Source organism: Parvibaculum sp. (genome assembly GCF_035511255.1).
GTDB lineage: Bacteria > Pseudomonadota > Alphaproteobacteria > Parvibaculales > Parvibaculaceae > Parvibaculum.
Genome location: NZ_DATKFR010000396.1, coordinates 1 through 5948, shown reverse-complemented (window position 1 = coordinate 5948; position 5948 = coordinate 1). Strand labels below are relative to the sequence as shown.

Here is a 5948-nt window from a genome sequence, read left to right as displayed (position 1 = left end):
TTCTCACTGCAACCTTCGGTGGCGGCGCGGCAGCATGAAATCGTTTCCCTGGGCACGGGCGATGGAAATCGGCTTCGGGCATCTGAAGCTCGCGCCGGAGCAGTTCTGGCGCATGACATTGCCGGAGCTCGCGGCGGCGGCGCGATGTTTCCGTCCGCAAGATGACGATATGACGACAGTTCGCGATCTCCGTCTGCTGATGGATCGTGACGGGTCGCAAAATGAAAATGCGAGGCGATAGGATATTTTACGGATGCAAGTGGACAGGGGCTCGTTGCCGGTCGTCGGAAAACGCGCTAGTTTACTCAACGATGATGCAATGGCAGCGACCGTTGCGGGTTCGACGCCGGGGCGGCGTTTTTTCGGGGGGCTATCATGACAACTTCCTTGTGGAAGATGGCGGCGCTGTGCGCGCTGCTCTTCGTTGCCGGTTGCGCGAGCAAGCCGGCCGTGCCGTTCGACAAATCGTCGGCGAGCAGCATCAAGACGATCGGACTGCTGACGCCGGACGTGCCGAGCGAGCCTTCTGCCGCGCTGGCGAGCAGCCCCGGGCAGAGCTTCGGATTGATCGGCGCGCTGATCGACGCGGGCATCAAGGAAGGACGGGACAGCTCGCTGAAAAAGATTCTCGACGGTCAGCAATTCGTCGCCGACAAGGCGTTCACGGAGGGGCTGACGGCGTCGCTCAAGGCGCGCGGCTACGAGGTGAAGCTCATTCCGGTGTCGCGCGAGGATCACGGAAGCCTTCTCAAGACCTATCCGTCGGCGAAGGACAACAATGTCGACGCCTATCTCGACGTCGTCGCCTTCTACGGATATGTGGCGGCCGGCGTCGCGGCCAGCACGCCCTACCGGCCGTTTCTCTATACCGACTGCAAGCTCGTGAAGGCGGAGGACGGATCGGTCCTGATGTCCGACAGCGTCTTCTACAACCCGGTTCTCGCGGCGGGCGGTAGCACGGACCATGTCACGCTCGCGCCGGATCCTGCCTATGCGTTTGCGAGCTTCGACGATCTCGAAGCCGATCCCGTGAAAGCCGCGAAGGGCGAGAGCGTCGCCTTTGCGTCGACGACGGACGCCATCGGCAATCTGTTGCGCTGAGGGGCGGGATGAGAAACGCAATGCGGATGCCGCTGGCGGCCATGCTGGGCCTGGCGCTGGCGGCGGTGGGCGGATGCGCCACGAAGGGGCCGGTGTCGCAACCGCCGGTGCTGGCGCTGCCGGCGACGAGCGCCTGCACGAGCGAGCCCGACCTCGGCCGGGCGTTGCCGCTCGTCTTCGACGCGGACAAGGAAAATCCGCTCGATGTCCAGATCGGCCCCGGCAGCGCATGTCTCGAGCGCAGTCCGGGCGAGAAGAGCCTTTATGGCGTCGTGAGCCTGCCGACGGCTGGAGAACAGCTCATCGTCTCCGTGGCGAGCGAGCCCCTCGGGCAGAGCATTTTCGCGCCGCAGTTGTTGCTGCTCGACGGGACGGGCAAGCTTCTGCGGGAGGTTTCGCGCGAGGACTTCGCGTTTCGCGGCGGCGCGCTGACGGCGCTGATCCGGGCGCATGAGAACGAACGCTATCTCGTGATCCTCTCCGATCCGAAGATGGTCGGACAGAATGTTTCGCGGATCGCGGGCGCGGTCAACGTGCAGACGGTGAGCACGGGCGTGGTGATGTTCAACGTGTATTCGGGATCGGAATCGACGAGCCACCTCACCTATTCGCATGGCGGCACGGTGAAGGTCGCGGCGCGGGCGCTGACGGCGAAGTAGGCGCTCAGAAGGGCAACCGCATGATGGGCATATCCGTCTTCGGGACGACGATCGCAGCGGTCTTTTCGTTCTCGAGCCAGACGGTGAAGGTCTGCCATTTGTCTTCGCCGCTTTTCTTGACGCCATGCTCGAAGCGAAGGACGTAGGACGCGCCCGGCTCGATATCGATCAAGACGGGCAAGGCATTGTAGAGATTGCTATTGCGGATGCCGATGGCGAGCGCGTGTCGGCCGGGTGTCAGGGCGACGGCACCTTCATAATTGCGACCGTCGTCGAAAAAAATCGAGTCCGGTTCTGTGTGGATGTAACGGCCGTCTATGGCGAGCACATAAGCCGAATAGGCGTCCAGACCATGTTCGATAGTGCCGCGGATCGTGGCGATATCGGGCGCCGCCGGCTCGACGTAGAATTCCGTCGCCCTTTGCGGCAGATGGGGCATTTTTGGCGAGACGATCTCGTCGGTCGTTTCGTCGACGATGTAGAGATAGTAGGTCGGATCGACGCCCAGGTAGTTCTCGACGTTGAGGTTTCCCTCTTCCAGGCGCACGACGTAGGACGCGCCGGGCTTTGCATCGAGGCGGAAGGGGACGGCGAGGTGGAAGCTGTCGCGCACGGCCCAGTAGCGCATCGTGAGCGAGTGCGGTCCCGGCGTCAGCGGAACGGGATCGGTCGCGTGATTCCGCGACGGCCGCTCGCCGTCGACCATCGCGACATAGGCGCCGCTGATGCTGTCGTTGACGAGGCCTTCCTTCTCGCGGTAGGCGCCGCGAATGGTGGCGGTCGCCGCCGTCTTGTCGGCGGGCGCATAGACGGGCGCGAAGCTCGCCTCCGGCAGGTCCTTCAATTTCGGGCCGCAGGCGGCGAGGGCCGTCGCGGCGAGCGAGAAAAGAAAAAGGCGAATGGCGAGCATGGCGGATCCCACGTGTAGCGCCCAAGAGATACTGCCGGACGCTGAACCCCGGCGGGCAGAGTAGCGGTTTTCGTCGAAACAAATCCAGACCCTTCAAAGGACCATCAGCATGCACATGATCGATGTGGCCCGATTCTCGACCGGACGCTCGGCATGGGGATCGGGGTGTCGTCGTGATCGACCTCGTCGCGAAGATCGTTGGCGCGGTGGCGCAATTCGGCGCGACGTTTCTGACCTTCATGCCGGCGCGGCGAAGGCGAAATAGGCTCTCAGAGAGGCAATCTCTTCGCCGGTAGATCGGTTTTCGGCCAGATGACCTGGTGGCTTTTTTCGTCTTCGACCCAGACCGTGAAGATGATCCATTTGTCCTCGCCGTTCTTCTTGAACCCCATCTCGAAGCGCAGGACGTAGGAAGCGCCCGGTTGGGCATCGAGCATGATCGGATAGGTGTCGAATCCCCAACCGCTTTCGATACCGATGGCGAGCGCGTGGAGTCCCGGCGTGACCGCATAGGTGGCGTTGTAGTCGCGTCCCGAGCCGGCAAAGATGATGCTCGGCTTCACCGGAGCATAGCGACCATCGATGGCGAGCACATAGGCGGCGGAACGATCGAGGCCGTTGCTCGTGACCGTGCCATGGATCGTAGCGACGTTGGGGGCCGACGGCGGCGCGTAGAATTCTTCCGCCTTCTCGGCGAGGTGGGGCATTTTCGGCGAGACGATCTCGCCCGTCGTTTCCTCGACGATATAGAGATGATGGACGGGGCCCTTGCCGAGATAGTTTTCGACGGTCAATTCGCCCTCTTCCAGGCGCACGACATAGGATGCGCCGGGCTTCGCATCGAGACGGAAGGGAATAGGGAAATAGAGGCTCTCAGGCCTGAAGTAGCGGGCGGTGAGGGAATGCGGGCCGGGCGCGATCTGGATGGGATCGGTCGCGTAATTCCGCGACGGCCGCTCGCCGTCGATCATGGCGACATAGGCGCCGCTGACGCTGTCTTTGATGAGGCCTTCCTTCTCGCGGTAGGCGCCGCGAATGGTGGCGGTCGCCGCCGTCTTGTCGGCGGGCGCGTAGACGGGCGCGAAGCTCGTCTCCGGGAGGTCCTTCAATTTCGGGCCGCAGGCGGCGAGGGCCGTCGCGGCGAGAGAGAAGAGAAAAAGGCGAATGGCGAGCATGGCGGATCCCCCGTGTAGCGCCCAAGAGATACTGCCGGACGCTGAACCCCGGCGGGTAGAGTAGCGGCTTTCGTCGAAACAAATCCAGACCCTTCAAAGGACCATCAGCATGCACATGATCGATGTGGCGGCGCTGTCGCCGCTTGTGAACGAACTCGTCCTCGGCGTCCTCACGGCGCTCGCGTCTTTCGTCGTCGCGCGGGCCTGCGCCTTTCTCAAGGCAAAGCGCGACGGGGAGCTCGGCACCATTCTCGACAAGACGCTCGCCATGGGCATCGCCTTCGCAATGACGCGGCTCAAGGCGCTGGCAGACGAGCGCGGCCAGATCGCCGTGCGGAGCGAACTCGTGGCCGAGGCGTCGAACTACGCCATCCAGCATGTGCCGCAGACGCTGAAGGCGCTCGGCCTTACCGGCGATCATCTCGCGCGGATGATCGAGGCGCGGCTCGGCGTTTCGGCCGTGGCGGGGGAAAGCGGGGTGTCGTCGTGATCGACCTCCTCGCGAAGATCGTCGGCGCGCTCGCCCAATTCGGCGCGGCGTTTCTGGCCTTCATGCTGGCGCGGGAAAGCGGCGCGGCGAAGGCGATGCAGAAAGAAGTGGAGAGACAGGATGCGATCAACGACGCGCTGGCGAATGCTCCTCGCGATCAGTCCGATGCTGTTGGGCGGCTGCGCGACGGGACTTTCTGAGACGGGGTGCCTGCATTTGCGCGACTACACGCGGGCGGAGCAGGCGGCGGCCGCCGACGAACTCGACCGGCTCGGGCCGGGTTCGACGACGGGGCGCTTCATGGCCGATTACGCGGGCCTTCGCGATCAGGCTCGGGCCGCCTGCCGGTGAGGCGGCGGCGAGGATGCCGGTTGTGGCTTCCCCCTCACCCAACCCTCTCCCCAAGGGGAGAGGGCTTCAGTCAGATATTGGAGAGATCATGACAGACACCAACGATCCGACGACGCTGACGGCGGCGCTCGATCAGGCGACGGCGGCGACGCGCAGTTTCGGCGCGGAGACGACGCGGACGCTCGGCACCGTAACCGAAAGCTATCGCCGGGCGTCGTCCGGCGGACGGGATTTCGGCTCGAGCCTGACGAGCGCCTTCGACGCGATCGCGCTGAAGGGCAAGTCGCTGTCGGACACGCTCCGAAAACTCGCGCTCGACCTGTCGCAGCTCGTGATGAACAACGCGCTGAAGTCGATTATGAATTCGGGCGGGAGCGGCTCGCTCGCCTCTTCTCTCGGTTCGCTCTTTGCGAGCGCCGACGGCAACGTGATCGCGGGCGGGCGGGTGAAGCCTTTCGCGAAAGGCGGCGTGCTCAACAGCTCGATGCTCTTTCCGCTCGCGAACGGCGTCGGGCTTGCCGGCGAGGCGGGGGCGGAGGCGATCATGCCGCTGCAACGCGGGGCCGACGGGCGGCTCGGCGTCGCGTCGCAAGGCGGACAGGCGCCGGTCACCATTCATTTCAACGTGACGGCGGCGGACGCGGCGAGCTTCCGCCGCTCCGAAACGCAGATCGCGGCGTTGCTTTCACGGGTGACGAGCCGGGGCGCGCGGAATTTGTGAGACCTCGGCCTCGCCCTTCGAGACGCGGCTTCGCCGCTCCTCAGGGTGAGGGGCTTTTATTCCTCATCCTGAGGAGGGCGCGTCAGCGCCCGTCTCGAAGGATGGACGACAAAGGACATCGAATGGCATTTCACGAGATCAGATTTCCGACCGACATCGCCTTCGGGGCGACGGGGGGGCCGGAGCGGCGCACGGAGATCGTGACGCTCGGTTCGGGCGCGGAGGAGCGCAACAGCGCCTGGGCGCATTCCCGGCGGCGTTTCAATGCGGGGCTCGGATTGCGCTCGCTCGACGATGTGCATGCATTGATCGCCTTCTTCGAGGCGCGGCATGGGCGGCTCAACGGCTTCCGCTGGAAGGACCGCGCGGATTTCAAATCCTGCGCGCCGGGCGCCGACATTTCGCCGACGGACCAGGCGATCGGCACGGGCGACGGGACGGCGCGGGTGTTTCAACTGGCGAAGGCCTACGGCTCCGGGGGCATCGTCTATATGCGGACGATCAGGAAGCCCGTGGCGGGAACGGTGCGGGTCGCGGTCGG

Annotated in this window: 10 protein-coding genes; 8 read left to right on the top strand and 2 right to left on the bottom strand. The window is 64.5% G+C overall.

From position 1 onward, the window contains the following. The 3 genes from VMR03_RS19020 to VMR03_RS15270 form a co-directional block, all read left to right on the top strand. Nucleotides 1-241, top strand: a 241-nt coding sequence (locus tag VMR03_RS19020) for a phage tail assembly chaperone (protein WP_414693190.1), incomplete at its 5' end; no start/stop codon positions are given. Between the two features lie 134 nt (nucleotides 242-375). Next, nucleotides 376-1101: a hypothetical protein gene (locus VMR03_RS15275; protein ID WP_325406725.1), complete on the top strand. Its 726-nt coding sequence runs from the start codon at nucleotides 376-378 to the stop codon at nucleotides 1099-1101. Nucleotides 1102-1121: 20 nt separating this feature from the next. Next, entirely contained in the window at nucleotides 1122-1760 is a 639-nt protein-coding gene (locus VMR03_RS15270; protein ID WP_325406723.1) for a hypothetical protein, read from the top strand. Between the two features lie 4 nt (nucleotides 1761-1764). Here the strand turns inward: VMR03_RS15270 and VMR03_RS15265 are convergent, their stop codons facing one another. Both VMR03_RS15265 and VMR03_RS15260 read right to left on the bottom strand, forming a co-directional pair. Then, entirely contained in the window at nucleotides 1765-2670 is a 906-nt protein-coding gene (locus VMR03_RS15265) for a hypothetical protein (RefSeq protein WP_325406721.1), read from the bottom strand. Nucleotides 2671-2939: 269 nt separating this feature from the next. After that, nucleotides 2940-3845: a hypothetical protein gene (locus VMR03_RS15260; RefSeq protein ID WP_325406719.1), complete on the bottom strand. Its 906-nt coding sequence runs from the start codon at nucleotides 3843-3845 to the stop codon at nucleotides 2940-2942. Nucleotides 3846-3954: 109 nt separating this feature from the next. On the opposite strand from VMR03_RS15260, the gene VMR03_RS15255 reads away from it, so the two are divergent. The 5 genes from VMR03_RS15255 to VMR03_RS15235 all read left to right on the top strand — a co-directional run. Beyond that, complete coding sequence (locus tag VMR03_RS15255; protein ID WP_325406717.1) at nucleotides 3955-4335, top strand: hypothetical protein; 381 nt, start codon at nucleotides 3955-3957, stop codon at nucleotides 4333-4335. After that, nucleotides 4332-4535 carry a hypothetical protein gene (locus tag VMR03_RS15250; RefSeq protein ID WP_325406715.1) on the top strand — a complete coding sequence of 68 codons (204 nt, stop codon included), beginning with the start codon at nucleotides 4332-4334 and terminating at the stop codon, nucleotides 4533-4535. Before VMR03_RS15255 ends, VMR03_RS15250 begins: the two co-directional genes overlap by 4 nt. A gap of 16 nt (nucleotides 4536-4551) precedes the next feature. Next, nucleotides 4552-4686: a hypothetical protein gene (locus tag VMR03_RS15245; RefSeq protein ID WP_325406713.1), complete on the top strand. Its 135-nt coding sequence runs from the start codon at nucleotides 4552-4554 to the stop codon at nucleotides 4684-4686. Nucleotides 4687-4774: 88 nt separating this feature from the next. Then, entirely contained in the window at nucleotides 4775-5407 is a 633-nt protein-coding gene (locus VMR03_RS15240; RefSeq protein WP_325406711.1) for a phage tail tape measure protein, read from the top strand. Between the two features lie 122 nt (nucleotides 5408-5529). Then, a partial coding sequence (locus VMR03_RS15235; RefSeq protein WP_325406709.1) for a DUF2460 domain-containing protein occupies nucleotides 5530-5948 on the top strand: 419 nt, incomplete at its 3' end.